The sequence below is a fragment of the Deinococcus malanensis genome, assembly GCF_014647655.1.
GTDB lineage: Bacteria > Deinococcota > Deinococci > Deinococcales > Deinococcaceae > Deinococcus > Deinococcus malanensis.
This window is the reverse complement of sequence record NZ_BMPP01000009.1, coordinates 26377-44843: the sequence shown is the minus strand read 5'-3', so window position 1 is coordinate 44843 and position 18467 is coordinate 26377. Positions and strand designations below refer to the sequence as shown.

At 66.5% G+C, this 18467-nt stretch carries 19 protein-coding genes; 6 read left to right on the top strand and 13 right to left on the bottom strand.

Annotation, left to right across the window (positions count from 1 at the left end; all coding sequences use genetic code 11):
* Positions 1-2: 2 nt before the first annotated feature.
* The 3 genes from IEY49_RS11590 to IEY49_RS11580 form a co-directional block, all read right to left on the bottom strand.
* A complete protein-coding gene (locus IEY49_RS11590; RefSeq protein ID WP_189008597.1) occupies positions 3-866 on the bottom strand; it encodes a carbohydrate ABC transporter permease in 864 nt (287 codons plus the stop codon).
* Positions 863-1813, bottom strand: coding sequence for a carbohydrate ABC transporter permease (locus IEY49_RS11585; protein WP_189008594.1), 951 nt, complete (start codon positions 1811-1813; stop codon positions 863-865). The genes IEY49_RS11590 and IEY49_RS11585 overlap by 4 nt, the downstream gene beginning before the upstream one ends.
* 129 nt (positions 1814-1942) lie before the next feature.
* Positions 1943-3262, bottom strand: coding sequence for an ABC transporter substrate-binding protein (locus IEY49_RS11580; RefSeq protein WP_189008591.1), 1320 nt, complete (start codon positions 3260-3262; stop codon positions 1943-1945).
* Positions 3263-3528: 266 nt separating this feature from the next.
* Between IEY49_RS11580 and IEY49_RS11575 the strand changes: the two genes are divergently transcribed.
* From IEY49_RS11575 to rpoZ, 3 genes are all read left to right on the top strand, one after another.
* The gene (locus tag IEY49_RS11575) at positions 3529-5724 is read left to right on the top strand and encodes a heavy metal translocating P-type ATPase (RefSeq protein WP_189008588.1); all 2196 of its coding nucleotides are present in this window, start codon (positions 3529-3531) and stop codon (positions 5722-5724) included.
* Positions 5721-6098, top strand: coding sequence for an ArsR/SmtB family transcription factor (locus IEY49_RS11570; protein ID WP_229780755.1), 378 nt, complete (start codon positions 5721-5723; stop codon positions 6096-6098). The genes IEY49_RS11575 and IEY49_RS11570 overlap by 4 nt, the downstream gene beginning before the upstream one ends.
* Positions 6099-6185: 87 nt before the next feature.
* The gene (gene rpoZ / locus IEY49_RS11565; protein ID WP_189008585.1) at positions 6186-6485 is read left to right on the top strand and encodes a DNA-directed RNA polymerase subunit omega; all 300 of its coding nucleotides are present in this window, start codon (positions 6186-6188) and stop codon (positions 6483-6485) included.
* Between the two features lie 78 nt (positions 6486-6563).
* Here rpoZ and IEY49_RS11560 read toward each other — a convergent pair whose 3' ends face one another.
* The 9 genes from IEY49_RS11560 to IEY49_RS11520 form a co-directional block, all read right to left on the bottom strand.
* Entirely contained in the window at positions 6564-7031 is a 468-nt protein-coding gene (locus IEY49_RS11560) for a DUF3060 domain-containing protein (RefSeq protein ID WP_229780754.1), read from the bottom strand.
* Positions 7032-7271: 240 nt separating this feature from the next.
* Positions 7272-7838, bottom strand: a complete 567-nt coding sequence (locus IEY49_RS11555) for a peptidylprolyl isomerase (RefSeq protein WP_189008582.1) — start codon at positions 7836-7838, stop codon at positions 7272-7274.
* Positions 7839-7916: 78 nt separating this feature from the next.
* Entirely contained in the window at positions 7917-9152 is a 1236-nt protein-coding gene (locus IEY49_RS11550) for an aminopeptidase (protein WP_189008579.1), read from the bottom strand.
* Positions 9153-9245: 93 nt separating this feature from the next.
* Positions 9246-11810 carry a sensor domain-containing protein gene (locus tag IEY49_RS11545; protein WP_189008576.1) on the bottom strand — a complete coding sequence of 855 codons (2565 nt, stop codon included), beginning with the start codon at positions 11808-11810 and terminating at the stop codon, positions 9246-9248.
* Between the two features lie 121 nt (positions 11811-11931).
* Entirely contained in the window at positions 11932-12381 is a 450-nt protein-coding gene (locus tag IEY49_RS11540; protein WP_189008963.1) for a tRNA (cytidine(34)-2'-O)-methyltransferase, read from the bottom strand.
* Positions 12382-12415: 34 nt separating this feature from the next.
* Complete coding sequence (ispF, locus tag IEY49_RS11535) at positions 12416-12919, bottom strand: 2-C-methyl-D-erythritol 2,4-cyclodiphosphate synthase (RefSeq protein WP_189008573.1); 504 nt, start codon at positions 12917-12919, stop codon at positions 12416-12418.
* A gap of 58 nt (positions 12920-12977) precedes the next feature.
* On the bottom strand, positions 12978-14177 hold the full coding sequence (locus tag IEY49_RS11530) for an MFS transporter (protein ID WP_189008570.1): 1200 nt from the start codon (positions 14175-14177) through the stop codon (positions 12978-12980).
* Between the two features lie 49 nt (positions 14178-14226).
* Positions 14227-14844, bottom strand: coding sequence for an IMPACT family protein (locus IEY49_RS11525; protein ID WP_189008567.1), 618 nt, complete (start codon positions 14842-14844; stop codon positions 14227-14229).
* Between the two features lie 15 nt (positions 14845-14859).
* Complete coding sequence (locus IEY49_RS11520; protein ID WP_189008564.1) at positions 14860-15447, bottom strand: NUDIX domain-containing protein; 588 nt, start codon at positions 15445-15447, stop codon at positions 14860-14862.
* 93 nt (positions 15448-15540) lie between these two features.
* Here IEY49_RS11520 and IEY49_RS11515 point away from each other — a divergent pair, with 93 nt between their 5' ends.
* On the top strand, positions 15541-16065 hold the full coding sequence (locus IEY49_RS11515; RefSeq protein WP_189008561.1) for a hypothetical protein: 525 nt from the start codon (positions 15541-15543) through the stop codon (positions 16063-16065).
* 22 nt (positions 16066-16087) lie between these two features.
* Here the strand turns inward: IEY49_RS11515 and IEY49_RS11510 are convergent, their stop codons facing one another.
* A complete protein-coding gene (locus IEY49_RS11510) occupies positions 16088-17428 on the bottom strand; it encodes a DUF4403 family protein (RefSeq protein ID WP_308424659.1) in 1341 nt (446 codons plus the stop codon).
* 112 nt (positions 17429-17540) lie between these two features.
* Here IEY49_RS11510 and IEY49_RS11505 point away from each other — a divergent pair, with 112 nt between their 5' ends.
* Together IEY49_RS11505 and IEY49_RS11500 are read left to right on the top strand one after the other, a co-directional pair.
* On the top strand, positions 17541-18032 hold the full coding sequence (locus tag IEY49_RS11505) for a P-loop nucleotide/nucleoside kinase family protein (protein WP_229780771.1): 492 nt from the start codon (positions 17541-17543) through the stop codon (positions 18030-18032).
* A gap of 4 nt (positions 18033-18036) precedes the next feature.
* Positions 18037-18465 (top strand): secondary thiamine-phosphate synthase enzyme YjbQ, encoded by a 429-nt coding sequence (locus IEY49_RS11500; RefSeq protein ID WP_189008552.1) that lies wholly within the window; start codon positions 18037-18039, stop codon positions 18463-18465.
* The last annotated feature ends 2 nt before the right edge of the window (positions 18466-18467 follow it).

Genomic DNA, 18467 nt, shown 5'->3' with positions numbered 1-18467 from the left:
GGTTACTCCTTGAGACCGGTGGTGGACAGACCGGCTTCCAGATATCGCTGGGCGATCAGGTAGGCGACCAGCACCGGAACGGCCGCGAGCGTGGTGGCGGCCATGAGCTTGCCGTATTCGGTGACGTAGCGCTGCGAGAAGGTGGTGATGCCGACCGGCAGCGTCATCTTGTCTACCTCGGTCACAGTAAACAGCGGCCACAGGAAGTTGTTCCACGAGCCCATGAACGAAAAGACCGCCAGCGTGATCAGCGAGGGAATGCTCAGTGGCAGAATGATGCGCCACAGAATCTGGAAACTGTTGGCACCGTCCAGACGGGCCGCTTCCTCCAGCTCACGGGGAATGGCGACAAAGAACTGACGCAGCAGAAACACGCCGAACACCCCGCTGATACCGGGCCAGATCAGCGCGTGGTAGCTGTTGATCCAGTTGAACTCCAGCATCATGATGTAGTGCGGAATCAGGGTCACGATGCCTGGGATCATCAGGCTCGACAGGATGAACCAGAACCACGCGTTGCGTCCCGGGAAACTCATGCGGGCCAGCGGGTATGCGGTCAGCGCGCACAGCAGCACATGACCGACCGTGAAGGTAAACGCCACGAACAGCGAGTTCCAGGTCCAGCGCAGGATGTTCCCGTCCGGGGAGGTCAGAACCTCCTTGTAGTTTTCCAGTGTGGGGTTCTTCGGCCACCACTGCACCGGTGAGGCAATGGCATCGGCCTCGAACTTCAGTGAGGTCGTGAGCATCCAGTACAGCGGGGCCAGGAACAGCACCGACAGCACACACAGAAGCAGGAAACGGCCCAGGTCGCGCGGCACCCGGCGGCGCTGGTAGGTGGCAGGGGTGGAAGTCTGAACGGTCATTTCTGCTCCCCGGCCTGTACGTCGCGCGCCATGATGCGGAACTGGGCGGCCGTCAGCACCAGCATGAACAGCCCGAATACGAAGCCCATGGCCGCGGCGCTGGAGTACTGCGAGTTGGTGAAGGCCTCTTCAGTGATGTACTGCGTCACGCTCTGGGTGCTGCGGCTGGGTCCACCGTTGGTGATGACCAGCGACTGGCCGAACAGCTGGAACGAGGCCAGCGCGGTCGTGACGGTCACGAACAGCGTAATCGGCCCCAGCATGGGCCAGGTGATGTACCGGAACTGCTGCCCGGACGTGGCGCCGTCGAGCGACGCGGCCTCGTACAGGCTCTGGGACACGTTGCTCAGCGCGGCCAGATACAGCGTCATATTGAAGCCCACGGTCCACCACACGGTCCCCACCACGATGGGAATCCAGGCCAGGCCCTCGGTGGACAACCAGGGGATCGGCCCGGCGCCGGTCATCAGGGCGCGCGCGGCATTGACCAGACCGATCTGGTTGTCGAACATCCAGCGCCACAGGATGCCCATCACCGAAACGGTCAGGATGCCGGGCATGAAAAAGACGGCCCGGAAAAAAGCCCGCCCGAAGATCGGGCGGTGCAGCAGGACAGCCAGCCCAAGAGAAGAGGCCACCAGCAGCGGCACCGTGACCACCGTAAAGAAGGCCGTGTTGATCAGGGTGCGCCAGAAAAATTCGAACTGTGGAGAGCCCGGGGTAAACAGGTTGCGGAAATACTCCGAGCCCACAAACGCCTGGGTCTCGGCCAGCAGATCCCAGCGGTGCGTGGCGATATAGATGCCGTAGCCCACCGGATAGACCGTGAAGACGAAGAACAGCAGAGCGTGCGGCAGCAGATACAGGTACGGTTCCAGATTAAGCCGGGGGCGCGGTGCAGGCGCCTGCGCGGTGGTGGTCTTACCTGGGGCTTGCGTGATGGTCATAGGTGGGGCACCTCGCGCGTCATGCCGGAAAAAACCGAAGGAAACTGAAATAAAGAGGAGCGGCCCGGCGTTCAGACCACGCCGGGGCGGAGGTCGGAAGCTCGGGCCGCTTGCCCCTCCGGGCCGCGGTTACCTGAAGTTCTTGCGGGCCTGCTCAATCTGCTTGTTGGACTCGCGGACCCCGTCGTTCAGGGCCTGCGAAACCGACTTCTTGCCCAGATAGGCCGCTTCCCAGGCCTGGTCGAAGGGCGCCATGACCTGGCCGACCCAGGGGTAGCCGCTGGTGGCATACACGCTGTTCAGGCGGTCAAAGATGCCGCTGATGGGCGCCTTGGCAAACTGCGTGTTCCTGGCCACGGCGGCCTGGGTGGGCAGGCTGCCAGTGCTGGTCCAGGTCAGGTTCTGTGCAGGCTGGGCCATCCAGGACATGAAGGCCAGGGCGGCGCGGCGCTTGTTGGCGTCATAGCCGGCGCGCTGCTTGGGCAGCGTCAGGTGGCTTGAACCGCCCCAGGCTGCGTCACGGACCGTGCCACCGATGCGCGGCATGAAGGTCACGCCGAAGTTCATCTTCTGCTTCTCAAAGCGGTCGAGATACCACTGGCCGCTGGGGAACATGCAGACCTTGCCCTGGCTGAAGGCCGCGAGCTCGGCTTCCTCGGTGCTGTTGGGGCGCGCCACGCGGTGCTTCTGGACCAGGTCCACCAGGAACTGCACGGCACTGACCGCCTGCGGCGTGTTGAAGGCAGCATTCTGGTTCTTGTCGACCATGGCTCCGCCGTTTTGCAGGATGGCGGCGTAGGCGGCGCGGGCGCCCACCCAGTTGTTGTAGAGGCTGACGCCCCAGGTATCCAGGTTCTTGGGATCAAATCCGGCCTGCGTGGCGTTCTTGCCGCTCTTATCCACGGTGCACAACTGCGCGGCCCGCAGGAACTCTTCGCGGGTGCGGGGAGGCTTGTTGGGATCAAGCCCGACCTTCTTCATCAGGTCCTTGTTGTAGAACATGGCGTAGGCCACGCTGGAAATCGGCAGGCCATAGGACTGGCCCTTGTAGTCGGCGGTCTGGAACAGCGGACCGAAGAAGCGGGTCTTGTCGATGCCTGCCGCCTTCATTTCGGCGGCGGTCAGCGGGGACACAGCGCCACGTGCAATAAAGCCGGTGATCTGGTCCTCGTTGATGACAACGACGTCAGCCGCGCGGCCCGAGGCCACCAGCGAGGGCAGCTGCTGCCAGGTGGTGCCCCAGGGCTGGGCCTGGGCGCGGACCTGAATATTGGGGTGGGTATCGTTGAACTTCTTGACCAGCGCTTCCATGACGGGCCGGTCAGGACCGGTAAAACCGTGAAGAAAGGTCAGGGCGACCTTGGGACCAGTGTAGGTCTGAGCCTCAGCCATGCCGAGGGTCAGAGAGGCCAGAAGTACGGTGGATGCCAGAAAAGACTTACGTGACATAGAAAACCTCCTGCGAAGAGCATTGATCACCCGGTCCATACAGCTGTTGGGGCAACTATAGATCGGAAGAAAGCGATGGACCTGCTGTGCTCATTGTTCGTTCAGAGACAGCCTACACCCGCACACGACAGCGTCAACCGGACCCGCACTACAGTTCGACCACGAAATTCTCACATTCTGATCTCGGTACAGCCTCCGGAAACGTATTGGTGTGGACAGCCGCTGTTCTCTGTATATATGAACAACTGTTCATATATACTGTGGCCATGCCATCTCGTGTGGAGCCGGGTGCCACGGAACTGTCCTACTTCGTGGAGGGCATGGACTGTGCCTCCTGCGTGCAGAAGGTGGAGCGCATGGTGGAGCGGCTGCCCGGCACCGCGGAGGTTAGAACCAGTTTTGCCCGGCAGAGCCTGCAGTTGCAGCTTGACGAGTCGCGCACGCCGCGTGGCACGCTGGAAGCCAGCCTGCGTTCGCTGGGGTACCAGCCCTCGGTTCTGAAGCCGGCCATGCCTGCCCAGCCTGGGATGGTGCACGATCATGGGCAGCCCCGCGAACCGCACAATCCAGATGCCGACCTGCACCGTGCCGCGGTGGCATCCAGCCCGGCGTGGTATGCCACCGGACAGGGCCGCGTCGTCGCGACGGCGGGTCTGCTGCTGCTGCTGGCCTGGGGGGTGGGGTTCGTGGCCCCGGCCTGGGGCACCGCTGGGTACATCGCCGCAACCCTGCTGGGGGTCTGGCCGCTGCTGCGCCGGGCCGTGGCCAGCGCGCACCTGGGTGACCCGTTCAGCATCTACACGCTGGTCAGCCTCGCGGCGCTGGGGGCCCTGGGCATCGGTGAGGCGGCCGAGGGGGCTGTGGTGGTGTTTCTGTTCGCGATCGGGGAACTGCTGGAGGGACTGGCTGCCGGACGGGCACGCGCCGGGATTGCGGCACTGGCCGCCCTGGCCCCCCGGACCGCTCTGCTGGTCAGCGCAGATGGCCTGCGTGAGGTGGCCGCTGCGACCCTTTCCCCCGGTCAGACAGTTCAGGTCAATCCCGGAGCGCGGGTACCGGCCGACGGCACCATCCTGGGTGGCCGTTCCAGCCTGGACGACAGCCCGGTCACGGGCGAAAGCGTCCCCATCGACAAGGAGGTGGGCGACCACGTCTATGCCGGCAGCATCAATACCAGCGGCACGCTGACCGTGCGGGTAGACCGCGAGGCCGCCGACAACACCATTGCCCGGATCATCCACCTGGTGCAGGAGGCTGAGGCTAGCCGGGCGCCCACCGCGCGTTTTATCGACCGCTTCAGCCGCGTGTATACGCCGGGTGTGGTGCTGGTCTCGGCCCTGGTGGCCACCGTGCCGCCGCTGCTGGGTCAGGCCTGGGAGCCGTGGTTGTACCGCGCAATCAGTCTGCTGCTGATCGGCTGCCCCTGCGCGCTGGTGCTCAGCGTGCCGGCGGCCATCACCAGCGGCATCAGCGCCGGGGCCCGCCGTGGTCTGCTGATCAAGGGCGGCGCGGCGCTGGAGGCCATCGGCCGGGTCAGGACCGTCGCGTTCGACAAGACTGGCACCCTCACTGTGGGGCGGCCCAGGGTGACCAACGTGCAAGGACACGGTCTTTCTGAACAGGAGGTTCTGCGTCTGGCGGCGGCCGTGGAATCGGGCAGCAGCCATCCGCTGGCACGCGCCATCCTCGACGCAGCCAGGGCGGGAGGGGTGAGCCTGCCCGACGCTGCGGACGGACGGGCCCTGGCTGGCCTGGGAGTCAGCGCCACGGTGGAAGGCCGCCTGATCACGGTCGCGTCACCACGCTTTGCCGCAGAGCAGCAGGACCTGCCCGAGGAGTTTATGCAGACGGTCGAGAGGTACGAGGCCCAGGGACAGACTGTGGTCGTGGTTCTGGACAGCACTGCCCCGGTGGGCGTCATCGCCCTGCGTGACGAGCCGCGCGCGGACGCCCAGCAGGCGATCGCAGGGCTGAGGCGCCTGGGGATAAGCCCGGTCATGTTGACTGGCGACAACGCCCGCGCTGCACAGGGGATCGCCAGGGAACTGGGCCTGGAAGTCCATGCGGCACTGCTGCCGGACGACAAACTTCGTCTGATCGGTCAGCTGCCAGGCCCGGTCGCCATGGTCGGTGACGGCATCAACGACGCGCCGGCGCTGGCCCGCGCCGACGTGGGGATCGCCATGAGCGGCGGCACCGACGTGGCTCTGGAAACAGCCGGTGCAGCGCTGCTGAATAACCGGGTAGGCGGTGTGGCCGATCTGGTCAGCCTGTCCCGGGCGACCCTGCGCAACATTCAGCAGAACGTTGCGTTTGCACTGGGCCTCAAGGCGATTTTTCTGGTCACCACCCTGCTGGGCTTTACCAGCCTGTGGATGGCGGTACTGGCAGATACCGGCGCCACTGTGCTGGTGACCGCCAATGCGCTGCGGCTGCTGCGCTGGAAGGGGAGGGGACAGTGAAGGCTGCCCTGCCTGCCTCCCTGCTGGAAGAGGGGGCCTGTGACGTCACCTGCGTGCACCCGCAGGCGGTGCAGGCCGCGCGCGAGGCGCTGCCGGACACCAGCTGTGTGGAGCGGGCCAGCGACTTTCTGAAACTGGTGGGCGACCCCACCCGGTTGCGGATTCTGAGTGCCCTGAGCGCCCGGGAACTGTGTGTGTGCGACCTGGCCGCTGCCGTGGGCAGCAGTGAGAGTGCCGTCAGCCATCAGCTGCGGCTGCTGCGAGCCGGACGGGTCGTGGCCTTCCGGAAGGTGGGCCGGGTGGCCTACTACCGTCTGCTGGACGCCCATGTCACCACACTGATCGACAATGCCCTGGCCCACGCCCGCGAGTAAATGTGGTCAGGGCTGGTGAGAGGGGGCTGGTTCGGGATACACTGTGGGGCTGAGAAGCCTGCGCTTAGGTGCGGCGAGGAGGGTCGTATGGCCGAGAAGGATATTGACAAGTTGCTTTCCATGACCGACAGCAAGTACCGCCTGTCGGTCGTGACGGCAAAACGTGCACTGCAGCTGCGCTCCGGCGCTCCCAGCGTCCTGCCGGTCGAAACGCGCGTGCGTACGCGCAATCTGGTAACCCAGGCGATGCGTGAACTGGCCACCGGCAAACTGACGGTGGGCACCAGCCTGCTCGACGAGCAGCGCTTTCATCAGGACTACGTGCGTCAGCGCCAGGCCCAGATTCAGGCTCAGCTCAACGCCGAGCGCGAACGCGAACGCGACTGAAGCAGGGCAGATCAGGAAGGGGGACAGCTGTTACGGCTGTTCCCCTTGCTTTTGGAGCGTGTGCGTTCAGGAGGGAGTTCAGCGGCCCTTCCCGTTGCCTTTGTTTTTGTCCTTCTTGCCTTTCTTGTTCTTGCCTTTGTCGTCGCGGTCGTCCTCATCTCTGTCGTCCGCCTGCTGGGCTGACCCGGAGACCGACGTCGGCCCCGAGACTGCTGTTCCGACCGAATACCGGTTGTCCTCTCCGGTGTTGCTGATCCTGGGAGCCTGCGTCTGCTGGCTGGCCGTGACTACATTGTCGTTACCCCTCAACCAGATGTCTTTCAGCGTGACGGCCATGACAGTATTGCTGTTGCCGTAAATCACGAGGTTCTCGCACACGCCCGTCAGGGTCACGATGTTGTTATAGCCCCGCACGGAAATAACGTCATTCGTGCCTGAGCAGGCAATCCGGTAGGTGCGGTTGTTGTCCTGGATGATCTGGCTCCCCTGCGTCTGGGCCGCAGCGACGCCACTGAACAGCAGGCCGATCAGAAGGAAACGTTTCATACTGGCCACTGTGCGCCTGCCGGCCTGACGGGGTGTGAGCATCCAGCAAACACCCAGCGGGCTGGCCTTGTCACAACGAAGAGCTGTCCTTCGGGGGCGCAGCTTCTGCGGGCAGCTCACCGTAGATGGCGCAGAGGCCTGGTTTTACATCACCCAGACACGCCAGCAATAGCGAGCCCCGGCCTGAACAGGCCGGGGCTCGCTTGAGGCACTGAGGGTGTGCCGATTCCCTTCCCGAGCTTACTTCTCGACCAGATACGCGGTTTCGATCACGTCAGGCGTGCCGCCCATGCCCGGCTGAATCCGGGTGATGCGGTCCAGCACATCCAGACCCTCGACCACTTTGCCGAACACGGTGTGACGGCCGTCCAGGTGCGGGGTGGCCACGAAGGTGATGAAAAACTGCGAGCCGTTGGTGTTCGGGCCGCGGTTGGCCATGCTCAGGACGCCCTTGCCGGTGTGGCGCTGGTTGTTGGGCTCGTCCTCGAAGTCATAGCCGGGGCCGCCGGCGCCGGTGCCGGTGGGGTCACCCGTCTGGGCCATGAACCCTTCGAGTACGCGGTGGAACTTGATGCCGTCGTAGTAGTGGTGACGCAGCAGGTAAGCGAACGAGTTCACGGTCATGGGGGCGTCGTCAGGGAACAGTTCCACCACGATCCGGCCCTTGCTGGTTTCCAGCACGGCGCGGTACTGCTTGCCGGGCTCGATGCCCGCACCCAGTTCCGGCGCCTGCGAGAAGCGGGTCTGGCGCTCGGCGCTCAGCTCAGGCGTGGGCGTGAAACCGTCATTGCTGTAAAGGTCGCTCATGGCCGGCATTCTACCCTCTGTGTCGGCAGGCGCCTTCTGAGTGAGGTGGGAATGGGGTCTGCCCTTCTCTGAGCCTTTTCAGATCACCCATTCACCACCGCGCATCAACGGCTCGCGCTCGCCGCTGGCCATGACACCATCCACGTCGGTTCCGGGCGTGCCGATCATCCAGTCCACGTGTATCAGGCTGTCGTTGCCACCCGCAGCGCGCAGTGCCTCGGGGTTCTCGCCGTGCTGCACGTTGGTGGGGTAGCAGCGTCCTAGGGCGATGTGCGAGGCGGCATTCTCGTCGAACAGCGTGTTCAGGAACAGGGTGCCGGTCCGGGCAACCGGCGCGGAGGCCTTGACCAGTGCCAGTTCGCCCAGGTGCGCGGCGCCCTCGTCGGTCTCGATCAGCTTGCGCAGCGTTTCCTCGCCCTGCCGGGCCGTGACTTCCACCGCCCGGCCGTTCTCGAAACGGACCCGGATGCCGTCCAGTAACTGGCCCCGCACACTCAGGGGTTTGCTGGCCACGGCCCAGCCGTCCACGCGGCCGCGGTGCGGAGCGGTGAAGACCTCGTCGGTGGGCAGGTTGGGCACGCCGCGAATACCGTTGCGCGCAGTCTCGGCGCCGCCCTGCCAGATGTGCCCGTCAGCCAGCCCCACCGTCAGATCGGTGCCCAGTTCAGACTTCAGGTGGATGGCGGCGTACTGTTTTTCGGTCAGCAGGGCCGTCAGGCGTTCCAGTTCGCCCAGGTGGGTGTTCCAGGCCGCCACCGGGTCCGGCTGGTCGGCGCGGGTGACCGTAAAGATGTCGTCCCACAGGCGCGAGACGGCTTCGTCCGGGCTCAGGTCCGGGTAGACCCGCGTGGCCCAGGCGGGCGTGCTCATGGCCGCCACGCACCAGTTCACCGCGAAGCCTCCCACGGCCTCGGACACGGCCTTCATGGCCTGGGCCTGCAGTTTGCTGCGCAGGGCCACCCGGTCCGGGTTGACCCCGGACAGCAGGTTGGGATCGTCCCCGGCGATGCTCAGGCGGGCGTAGCCGTCCTCGACAGCCTTCTCGGCCTCCAGCGCCACCCATTCGGGCAAGAAGGCCACCGCGGCGTCCGAGCCGTCCTCGAACAGGGCCAGCGACAGCATCTGGTCGGTGTAGTTGACCTTCACGTGCACGGCGCCGGCGCGGTAGGCGGCGCGTGTGACCCGCTGAACCAGCGCCGCCGCCTCCAGGGGGGCGGTGACCAGCAGCTTTCCACCCTCGGGAAGGTTCACGCCAGTGTGAACCAGCAGTTCGGCGTAGCGCGCGAGCTTCGTCTCAAAGTCAGAAGTTGTCATTCTCCTTACTCTACGCGCTGCCCTTTCTCTAGCAGTCGGGGCACAGCCTCCGGTTCTGCGGGCTCGCCAGCGCCCATCCCTGGCTGCCGAACCTCAAAGCAGGTGGCCCGTGCGGCTCAGCAGTTCCAGCAGGGCCGGCGCCGGCAGGGGACGCGCGAAGTGAAAGCCCTGCGCGTACCGGCACCCGATGGCCCGCAGCGCCTCCCGCTCCTCGGGGGTCTCCACTCCTTCTGCCACGCAGTTGAGGTTCAGGTGCTGTGCCAGTCCCAGGATCGCCTGGACCACCGACCGGGACGTCGTGTTCACCTCCAGGCCCTGCACGAACGCCCGGTCGATCTTGAGGACATTGAGCGGCAGGCGCTGCAGGTAACTGAGGCTGGAGTAGCCGGTTCCGAAATCGTCCACCGCGACCGACACGCCCAGCGCACGCAGGCGTTCCATACGCTCCACCGCGCCGTGAACGTCCTGCATCACGGCGCTCTCGGTGAGCTCCACCTCCAGCTGGTCGGCAGGCAGACCGGTGGCGTGCAGCGTGGCCGACACCGTGTCCACGAAATCGGGTCTGGCAAACTGCAGCGCGGAAACGTTCACGGCGACACGCAGCCCACTGTGTCCGTGTGCTGCCCAGTCGGCTGCCTGCCGGCACGCCTCGTTCAACACCCATATGCCCAGCGGCACGATCAGGCCGGTGCTCTCTGCCACTGGAATGAACTGCCCCGGGGGCACCAGACCCAGATGTGGGTGTCGCCAGCGCACCAGTGCCTCGGCGCCGACCACCTGCCCGTCTTCCAGGCGCACCTGCGGCTGGTAATGCAGCTCCAGTTGCGTATGGGGGGCCTCCAGCGCCAGCCGCAGGTCCGTGGCGAGCTGCAGGCGAAGCTGCGCCTGCTGATTCATGGCCGCTTCGAACACGGCAATACCGCTTTTCTGGTCCTTGGCGCGGTACATGGCCAGGTCTGCATGCCGGTGCAGGGTATCGCCGTCGTGCCCACCATGCGGGGAGACGCTGATCCCGATGGATGCTCCTAGATGGAAGGAGCGTCCCTGGACCTCGAACGGACGGGCCAGCTCGTTCAGAATGCGCTGCGCGACTGCGGTGGCATGCGCTTCCTCCGCGAACGGCAGAACCAGGGTGAACTCATCACCGCCCACGCGGGCGACCACGTCACCGCGCCGGGCACAGGCCTGCAGACGCCCGGCAACCGCCTGCAGCACCTGGTCGCCGATGTGATGTCCGACCGTATCGTTCACGCCCTTGAAATCGTCGAGATCCACGAACAGCAGCGCCGTGGAGGACCGGGCGCGTTCCGACTGACCCAGCGCGTCGGCGAGCCGCTCGGTAAACAGGGTCCGGTTCGGCAGGCCTGTGAGGGCGTCGTGATGCGCCTGGTGGCGAAGCTGCGCTGTCAGCTGATGGTGCTTGATCGCCAGAGCAGCCAGATCGCGGGCGTGGAACAGCGTGTCCAGGTGCCCGGTGGCTCCGCTGGCCACGCTGCGTTCGTACAGGGCAAGGGTGCCGAGCACATGTCCCTGCTCATCCAGGACCGGCAGGGACACACAGCTGCGCAGGCCGTGCAACTGCAGGATCCCCAGGTAAGGCGCGCAGCGCGGATCGTCGTTGATGTCATGCGCAACGACCGCCTGACGTGTGAAGGCCGCCGTACCGCAGGCGCCCTGCCCGGCACCGATCTGAAGCCCGTCAATCGCGCGGCTGTAGGTGTCCGGCAAGGAGGGTGCCGCCGCCGTGAACAGCCGATCGCCCTGCCTCAGCAGCACGGAGCACAGCACCCCGGGGCGCTGCTGCTCGACCAGCACGGCGACTTCATGCAGAAGCTGCTCCAGGGGGGTGCCCTGCAAGGTCAGTTCCAGAATGCGGCTGCGCTGCTGCTCGGCGCGCTCCGCCGCCTTGCGCGCGCCAATGTCCTGGAACGTCACTGACAGGCCGCGCGCAGAGGGGTACAGATGCGCTTCCGCCCACAGCTCCAGGGGTTCGTAGTACACCTCGAACTTCTGGGGAAGCCCGCTGCGCACGGCCTCGCGGTACTGCGTGCCCACCAGATTGTTGGTGGACTCCGGAAAGACGTCCCACTTCACCTGTCCGATCAGCTCGTCTGCGGATTTCCCCAGCAGGTGTTGCGCCTGGGCATTCACATACACGAAGCGCCAGTCGCGGTCCAGGACATAGAAGGCGTCAGTGATGCTCTCCAGGAGATCGGCGCGTTCCTGCGTCCGTGCCCGCAGCTCTGCCTGAATGCGCACCGCTTCCGTGACGTCCCTTACCGCCAGAAGATACGCACCCACGTCCGGGTGGTGCAGCAGATTGACAACCGTGCCCTCCAGCCACTGCCAGTGACCGTTCAGGTGCCGTACCCGGTAGGGCAGCAGGTCCGAGCGGCCATCGGGCGGGGTCTGCTGGACCTGCTGTTCCACGGCAGGCCAGTCTGCCGAGTGCACCAGATCCCGGACATGTCCAGGCACCTCACGACCGGGCGCGCCGCCGTATCCCAAGTGGGCATGGATCGACGGGCTGGAGTACAGCACCTGTCCATGCTCACCCAGCAGGGTGATCAGGTCCGTGCTGTGCTCGATCAGCAGGCGGTAGAAGTTTCCGTTCCTTTCAACCGGGTTGTTAACCGCAGACCCATTCTTGTCGGTCATGGCAGCATCCCTGGCGGGTGAGTGTGGGTGGCCATAGCGTTCGGACCACACGATATGGCAAGCGGCGTCACATGGCCCTGACAGCCGGTCGGCCCCGTGTTTCCGTGATCCACCCCCGGGCCTACCAGCCTTCGATCTGGCGCCCGGCCTCGAACGCCGCCACGCCAGCCGCAACCGCCAGATTCAGGCTGCGGCCTCCACCCGGCTGAGGCAACTTCAGCTTCGGCAGGGCGTCGCGCAGCCAGACCGGCAGCCCGCGTGACTCCGGGCCAAACAGCAGGTAGTCGCCCCGTTGAAAGCCGGCCCGGGTGTAGAGGTCGCTGGCGTGGGTGGAAAAGGCGAACACGCGGGCCTCGGCCCTCAGGCTGGTCTGAAACGCCGTCCAGCTGGCATGCTCGTGCAGCGTGACACCTTCCAGGTAGTCCATGACAGCGCGGCGGAACTCGCGGTCATGCAAGCGGAACCCAAAGGGGCGGATCAGATGCAACTCAGCGCCCAGGACCGAGCAGGTGCGCGCCACGTTGCCCACGTTGCCGGCCTTCTCGGGCTCAAACAGGACCAGATGCAGCATCGGTCCGGGAGCGGCGGCCCCACTCCCCCCTGTCTCAGTCACCGGTGCGCCCCAGCAGGACTGTCACGCGGGTCTGCACGTGGTCGGGCGCCAGCCCCTCGGAGGTCTTGAAGCTCACCCCGACCTCCGAGGCCGGCAGGTCCAGCAGCCCGGCCACCGTCCGGGCGATATCACTGCGCAGCGGCCCCAGCTTGGGGCGGTCCAGGGTCACGACCAGCGCCACGTTCACCGGCGCGTAGCTGCGTGCCCGGACCAGCACCAGGGCCCGGTCGAGGATGATGCGCGAGTCCATTTCCCTGTACTCGGTGGCCGTATCGGGAAAATAGTGCCCGATATCGCCCAGGGCCAGTCCCGAGAGCAGCGCGTCTGCCACGGCGTGCAGCACAGCGTCTCCATCGCTGTGGGCCACGGCGCCTTTTTCGGCGTTCGGAATGGGGACCCCGCCCAGGATCAGTGGAAGGCCGGGCGCCAGGCGGTGGGCGTCCTCACCGTACCCGATCCGGTAGGGCAGGGCAGAAGAAAGGGACTTGGCCGTCATCCCCGGAAGTCTAGAGGCTGGCCGGGACCCAGGGACAGTGCCCAGTTGAGGGCCCAGTTCAGGCTGGGGCAGCCCGGGTGCGCCGGCGGGTCACGGCCGGTTCGAGGCGCCAGTACATCAGCGCGGCCAGAAAGGCCAGGCCAGCCACGCTGATCCAGAGCGGTCCGGCGCCGAAGCGGGCCAGGATCACCCCACCCAGCAGCGGCGCCAGCAGGGTCGCCAGACCGGCCATGCTCCCCACCAGCCCGATGTAGCTGCCGCGCTGCTCGGGCGGGCCCAGTTCGGCAATGATGCTTTTGCTGATGCTGTAGGCCACGACCTCTCCCAGGGACCAGACGAAGATGGCGGCCAGATGCACCCCAAAGGTCTGGGCAAAGGCGTGGATCAGGAACCCGGCCCCCAGCAGCAGGGCACCGGCCGCCTGCCAGCGCGGATGGTTGCTCAGCGAAATCGCGTGCCCCAAAGGCAGGCCCAGCAGCACAACGATCAGGCCGTTGACCGACAGGGCCTGCCCGTACTGAACGGCACTGAACCCCTGCTGCGCGAACACCAGCGCCAGCAGCTTGTAGCTCTGGTAGGTCATCCCGAACAGCAGCGAGGCCAGGCAGAAACTCCACAGCAGCGGATCGCGCGGCAACAGGGTTGCTTTGTGTTCCCTGCTTCTGGCCGGCCGCCTGGTCTTGCGGTGCGCCAGTCCCAGCAGCAGGGCGTATACAGCCATGGTGGCCGCGTCCAGGTAGAACAGCAGCCGGAAGGATATGCCCGAGAGCCAGCCGCCCAGCGCCGGAGCGACCGACGCCCCGACGTTGATGGCCCAGTACAGCAGGTTGTAGGCCCGCGTGCGCTGGGCGCCCGACGTGAGTTCGGCCACGGCGCTGCTGGCGGCCGGCTTGTACAGCGCCGTGAACAGCGAGAACAGCAGCGTCCCCAGCAGGACACCCGGAAAGCTGGTGGCGGTCGAGAGGCCCAGCAGCATCACCGCGCCGCCACTCAGGGCCAGAATCATGGTCGCGCCGGTGCCCAGCCGGTCGCTGAGCGTGCCTCCCAGTCCCTCCGCCACGAAGCGCCCCACGCCCAGGACACCCAGGACCAGACTGACCTGAACGGTGCTCATGTCCAGCGCCGACACGAGGTAAAAGCCCAGCAGGGGCACCACGAACTCGCCCAGGCGGTTGATCAGTGTGCCCACCCACAGCACCCAGAACTGTGAGGGATAAGCGCGGTAGACGGCGCTCAGGTTGGCCATGGACAGCTGCACGGCGCTGAGTGTAGGGAAGAAAGGGGCGCGTGACCTGATGAGCGCGGGCTCACGCCGGGCTGACTTCCGCCACTTCCGCCGCGCCGCGCGTGGCGTCGCGCAGGGCCTGCGTGAAGGCCTGGACGTCCTCAGGGAACAGTTCCACCGGCAGCGTGACGCCCTGGGCGGTGTAGTCCTCCTCCCCGCGTACCGTGTCGAACAGGCCCAGCTGGTGGTACAGCGTGCTGAGGTGATCGAAGCCCACGCTGACCCGCAGCGCCTGCCGGGGCCGGACCTCGAACTTTGCCGCTGTCCGCAGGCATTCGGCCGCGCCGCCCCCGTAGGCGCGCACCAGCCCGCCGGTACCCAGCTTCACGCCGCCGTAGAAGCGCACGACGACCACCATGACGTGGTCCACGCCCTGGCCCTCGATGGCTTTCAGGATCGGGGCGCCCGCCGTGCCTCCGGGCTCGCCATCATCGTTGAAGCGGTACGCCGCCCCGATCCGGTAGGCCCAGCAGTGATGGGTCGCGTCCGGGTAGCGTGCCCGCAGCGCCGCAAGCTGGGCCACGGCCTGCTCGGGGGTATCGGCACGCTCCGCGAAGGTCAGGAACTCGCTGTTCTCGATGACCGCGTCATGGCGGTGGGGGCCAGCCAGGGTCGTGAAGGGGCGGGGAAGCTCACTCATCGGTGTCCTGGCACCTCACAGCAGCCCGCGCTCCTGCAAGGGCCGCCGGGCGTGCCACAGGGTCAGGCTGCTGGGACCGTCCTGAATCTCGCCGGCGTCGAGCATGCGGTAGGCCTCGGTGATCGGCAGGACACACCGCTCGATGGTCTCGGTCTCCTCGTGCGCCGTCTCGCCCAGCGTCACGCCCAGGGCCAGCAGCGGATAGAAGGTTACGCCGCTGATGCTGGGTTGCGGGTAGAAGCCGGGCAGCGCCTGCCACTCACGCGCCGTGCCGCCCACCTCCTCCTTCAGTTCGCGCTCGGCGGCCGCCAGAAGATCCTCGCCCCGTTCCACGCCGCCCGCCACAACTTCCACGATGCTGGCCCGCAGGGGATAGCGGTACTGCCGGATCAGCACCGCCTCACCCGAGTCGGTCACCGGCAGCACGAACACCGCCCGGGGTCCCCGCGGCCGGTACTGGTAGATCGCCTCCGAACCGCCTGAGACCTCCACCCGGTCTTCGAGCACCACCCGGAAGCCGTCGACCAGCACGCGCGAGGACAGGGTTTTCCAGGGCTGCTCACGGTCCTCGGTCAGGGTGGCCCAGTTGGGGTGCGTGTTCATGGTCTGCAGGCTAGCGCGGCGCGTGCAGGAGGCTGCCGGGGCCCGCGCTCATCTCCGGCAGAAGCCGAGCAGCGGTCACGGTACGCTTTTTTCATGACCAGCCAGACCACCCCCGAAAGCGAGGTGCTGCGCCGCGCCACCCGCGCCCTGCTGCAGCGGGATCCGGAGGCCTTCGATGCCGTGTGCGCGCCGTACTTCCAGGGTCAGGCACCGCGCCTGCTGGCCGCGCTGGACGAGGAACGCCCCAGCGAGGACGAGGAGTTCGCGTTTCCGACGCGCTATGTCATGCACCTGGACAACCTGGAAGCCTCCCTCGAGGAGAAGCTGCACAACCTCAGGCACGATCAGTGCGAGGGAGAGGTTCATCCGGTGCACCTGATCTCGGGCGAGGTGACGCCCGAGAGTCTGGTCGGTTTTGCCAGTGTCGAGGTATACGGCCGATACAACCACGACTACGACCATGCCCATCAGGCCGAGCTGATCTTTACCCTGGCGACCGTGGAGGGTGAAGTTCGCGTGGCCCACTGCTGGGTCAACAACTATGACGGAGACGACACCTACGATTCACTGGAAGACGGGACCTATGGAGCACGCACAGCGTATGAGGACCTTGACTGAAGCCCGACCCGGCTGACTGGCTCTACCGTCCCTGGCCCAGCGCCGACGCGTTCAGGGCCGCCTTAAGCGAACCTGTCGCGGCGGCCGTCACCGCCAGGGCGTCCGGCCTGACCTGAAGGCCCGTGAGCTGCAAGGTTCCCACCTTGCCGGACAGGGTGACCCCGGGGGTGGGCGAATAGGGCAGGCGGCCCTGTAACTGGGCCTGTGCCTGCGTCAGCTTCGGCCCCAGGTCAAAGCGGGCCATGCGGCTCACGAAGGCCTGTGCCCGGGCGTCGGCCAGCCAGCCGATCACGCGGCCGGTCAGGCCCTCGCGGCGGGTCCGTACGGTCACGTTCCGCAGCGTGACGATCCGTCCACCCGGCCCCAGCACGGGCGTGCCGGTCACGTCCACCGTCGCCGGCACCCGCAGACCCAGCGGTCCATCTACCCGTACGGCCACCGTGACACCCAGCGCGCTCCCGGCAGGCTTCACGCTCACGCCGGTAATCCGCAGGGTCGGAGAGGTCGGCACCGGCAGGGGAAAGGTCTGCGTGGCGGCATATTTCGTGGCGGCTGCCGACAGCTCCGGATAGGGAAGGCGCACCGGCACGCTCAGGTCCACGCGGTCGGTCAGCGTGGAGGCGACGTTCAGGGCCGGGAGGGGGCGGGCCGTGACGGCAGGCGCGCGGCCCAGGCCGGCCTTCAGGTCAAACGCGGCGCCCAGGGTGACTTTCAGGGCGTCCGGCGTGAAGCGGAAGGGAGTGACGCTCAAGGTGCGGGGCTGCACCAGTGCGTAGGCGCTTTCCGGGGTGGGCAGTGTCCAGGGCTGCTGGGCGCGGACCCACAGCACGCCGGCCCTGTCTTTCAGGTCTGCTCCCTCACGCACCGCACGCTCCACCTCGGCCGTGACTTTGGCCAGCTGGGCGCGCACCTGGCTATCCACCAGCGACTGCACGCTGACCCGCACGCCCCCTCCCAGGTCCACGCTGAGCGGATCGGTCCAGGCGTAGTCACCACTGACTTTGACGCCCGCCTCCCAGTCCGGTTGCACGAACGGTGTGACCGTCAGGCTGACGGTGGCCTCGCCACCAAAATCCCGTGCCAGGACCGACCCGGCGCCTCCGGGCTCGGCACGGAAGGCCGCGCGGATCGGCACGCGGATCAGCAGCGACTGGCCGTCCTGGGAGGGACTGACCCTGACGTGTCCGGTGCGTGTCACGGTGCCACGCAGGGCCACGCTGACCAGCCCGCCCAGAAAAGAGCGTGTCTCGTTCACCCGGGCAAACTCAGCTGGCACGCGCGCATTGGCCGCTTTCTGCACCCCGCTGAGGGGCACGCTGACCGGCACATTCAGGGTGGAGACAGCCTCGGCCGGGGCAGACATGAAGCCAGTCAACAACGCAGGCATGAGAAGGCGGCGCATACCGGCCCAGGCTAGGGCAGCTGCATGAGCGCCGCGTCCCTAGAATGGTGGATATGAGGACGCGGGCGTGAACATGCGGCGTGGCCGGGTGCATGCCCTGCACGGCTTTATCGGCAGCGGAAAGAGCACCCTGGCGCGGCAGCTGGAGCGCGAGTTGCCTGCCCTGCGCTTTTCCCCGGACGAATGGACGCGCGCCCTGCTGGGCGCCGATCCCCCGGAGGAACTCTACCGACCAGCGCTGGCGGGGCTGCTCCGGCTGTTTCAGGCGCAGTGGGTGCAGGCGGCCTGCCTGGGGACCGATGTGGTGCTCGACTATGGCTTCTGGTTGCGCCGTGAACGGGACGAGCTGCGCACGCTGTGTGCCGGTCATGGGCTGAACCTGCGGCTGTACCGCCTGCAGGTGCCTGACGAGGTGCTGTGGAGCCGGGTCGAGGCACGTAACGCACGCGTCTCGGCCGGGCAGGAGAGCGGCAGTGTCTGGATCAATTCCTGGGATTTCCAGCAGTTCCAGAAGCACTTTCAGCCCCTGGACCCGGACGAGGCGTACTTCAGCCCGTTAGGGTGAGAACATGTGGGCCCAACACGAGCTGACCCTGCGCGCCTCGCCGCGTGGCTTTCACCTGATCACCCGCGAGGTCGTGCAGGCGGTGCCGGAACTGACCCGGGTGCGGGCCGGACTGCTGCATGTCTTCATGCGGCACACCAGTGCCAGCCTGACCATCAACGAGAACGCCTCACCCGACGTGCGCCGGGATTTCGAGCGGTACTTCAATCACGCGGTGCCGCAGGACTGGCAGGAATGGGAACATACCCTGGAAGGCCCGGACGACATGCCCGCGCACATCAAGGCCAGTGTGCTGGGGCCCAGCCTGACGGTTCCTGTACAAGATGGCCGCCTGGCGCTGGGCACCTGGCAGGGCCTGTACCTGTGCGAGCACCGTGATCAGGGAGGACCGCGCCGGCTGCTGCTGACGCTTACAGGTGAGGGAACCCACTGAGC

Coding starts and splice junctions, on each gene's coding strand:
- IEY49_RS11590 (WP_189008597.1), bottom strand. CDS start 866: ATGACCGTTCAGACTTCCACCCCTGCCACCTACCAGCGCCGCCGGGTG.
- IEY49_RS11585 (WP_189008594.1), bottom strand. CDS start 1,813: ATGACCATCACGCAAGCCCCAGGTAAGACCACCACCGCGCAGGCGCCT.
- IEY49_RS11580 (WP_189008591.1), bottom strand. CDS start 3,262: ATGTCACGTAAGTCTTTTCTGGCATCCACCGTACTTCTGGCCTCTCTG.
- IEY49_RS11575 (WP_189008588.1), top strand. CDS start 3,529: ATGCCATCTCGTGTGGAGCCGGGTGCCACGGAACTGTCCTACTTCGTG.
- rpoZ (WP_189008585.1), top strand. CDS start 6,186: ATGGCCGAGAAGGATATTGACAAGTTGCTTTCCATGACCGACAGCAAG.
- IEY49_RS11560 (WP_229780754.1), bottom strand. CDS start 7,031: ATGAAACGTTTCCTTCTGATCGGCCTGCTGTTCAGTGGCGTCGCTGCG.
- IEY49_RS11555 (WP_189008582.1), bottom strand. CDS start 7,838: ATGAGCGACCTTTACAGCAATGACGGTTTCACGCCCACGCCTGAGCTG.
- IEY49_RS11550 (WP_189008579.1), bottom strand. CDS start 9,152: ATGACAACTTCTGACTTTGAGACGAAGCTCGCGCGCTACGCCGAACTG.
- IEY49_RS11545 (WP_189008576.1), bottom strand. CDS start 11,810: ATGACCGACAAGAATGGGTCTGCGGTTAACAACCCGGTTGAAAGGAAC.
- IEY49_RS11540 (WP_189008963.1), bottom strand. CDS start 12,381: ATGCTGCATCTGGTCCTGTTTGAGCCCGAGAAGGCCGGCAACGTGGGC.
- ispF (WP_189008573.1), bottom strand. CDS start 12,919: ATGACGGCCAAGTCCCTTTCTTCTGCCCTGCCCTACCGGATCGGGTAC.
- IEY49_RS11525 (WP_189008567.1), bottom strand. CDS start 14,844: ATGAGTGAGCTTCCCCGCCCCTTCACGACCCTGGCTGGCCCCCACCGC.
- IEY49_RS11520 (WP_189008564.1), bottom strand. CDS start 15,447: ATGAACACGCACCCCAACTGGGCCACCCTGACCGAGGACCGTGAGCAG.
- IEY49_RS11515 (WP_189008561.1), top strand. CDS start 15,541: ATGACCAGCCAGACCACCCCCGAAAGCGAGGTGCTGCGCCGCGCCACC.
- IEY49_RS11510 (WP_308424659.1), bottom strand. CDS start 17,428: ATGTCTGCCCCGGCCGAGGCTGTCTCCACCCTGAATGTGCCGGTCAGC.
- IEY49_RS11505 (WP_229780771.1), top strand. CDS start 17,541: ATGCGGCGTGGCCGGGTGCATGCCCTGCACGGCTTTATCGGCAGCGGA.
- IEY49_RS11500 (WP_189008552.1), top strand. CDS start 18,037: ATGTGGGCCCAACACGAGCTGACCCTGCGCGCCTCGCCGCGTGGCTTT.